This is a genomic window from Ileibacterium valens (assembly GCF_001945525.1).
GTDB lineage: Bacteria > Bacillota_I > Bacilli_A > Erysipelotrichales > Erysipelotrichaceae > Ileibacterium > Ileibacterium valens.
On sequence record NZ_MPJW01000053.1, the window covers coordinates 1 to 935 of the forward strand.

Genomic DNA, 935 nt, shown 5'->3' on the forward strand with positions numbered 1-935 from the left:
GCAAGCAGAATCTGTCTGAGTCTTTCAAACAGCGGTTTAAAGTACCTGCGAAACTGAAATGATCCGGCGACCACCGAGTTCTTGGATAAGGCTGAACATTCCCATTTCTCTGAACATCGTAATCAGAAGATTGGTGGGAATCTGATAGAGAATCTTGAAGGCGATCGCCATGGCAAGAAATGAGGAGGAAGCCCAGCTTCCGGGCAGAAGCGGCTTTGGAGCCTCGGCCTGAACGGGAGACAGTCCGCATTCACTGAGCGGAGTGTCACTGTCAGCAGCTTTTGCATGACAGTCAGGGCAGCCGTAAGTCACACCCACATACTCAATGACTCTGAGTCTGGGAAGTTCAACCTTAAGCTCGTAACGCAGATGCTTTTCTCCAAACGGAATGAGCTCATGACCACAGTATTCGCAGAACCTTTTGTCCTCATCGAGTTCTCTTACAACCTTTTCCACATCAATACCCATGCGTTCAATCATTTCTTTCAGCGTCGATTTGGGCTTTCTGGTTCGGTTCTTCTTAACAGGCCGATGAGTGTTCAGCTTTTTGGAAGAGTCGGATTCAGGAGCGGAACCAGAAGAAGGAGTGGAGTCAGAATCATTACTGTCGTCATCATCTTTCTTCTTGTTGTCACTGGAACGTTTCTCCGATTTCTTTGCGTAGCGCTGAGCCGCCATCAGAGTGATCTGCTCAGTCAGAGAAGCGATCGTTGTATTGGCTGCATCAACCTGTTCAGTAAGAACATCGATCTTTTCCGTCAGTGAGCGGATGATATCATCTTTTTTCCGGCTGTCTTCCAGAGCCTGATCCAGCTGCCGGCTGATCTTAACCAGCTGCTGAAAGAGCGGATTTGAAGAGATGTTAGATGTGTCTGCTGAGCTGTTTTCTGGCATAGTATTCACCCATTACATTATACCATAAAACAGTTTATTTA

At 47.2% G+C, this 935-nt stretch carries 1 protein-coding gene; it reads right to left on the minus strand.

All coding sequences use genetic code 11. From position 1 onward, the window contains the following. Positions 1-36 precede the first annotated feature (36 nt). Positions 37-894 carry an IS66 family transposase zinc-finger binding domain-containing protein gene (locus BO222_RS01505; protein ID WP_075817743.1) on the minus strand — a complete coding sequence of 286 codons (858 nt, stop codon included), beginning with the start codon at positions 892-894 and terminating at the stop codon, positions 37-39. Positions 895-935 lie beyond the last annotated feature (41 nt).

Excerpts from the sequence above, each read along its gene's own strand:
- BO222_RS01505 (WP_075817743.1), bottom strand. The coding sequence starts at position 894 with ATGCCAGAAAACAGCTCAGCAGACACATCTAACATCTCTTCAAATCCG.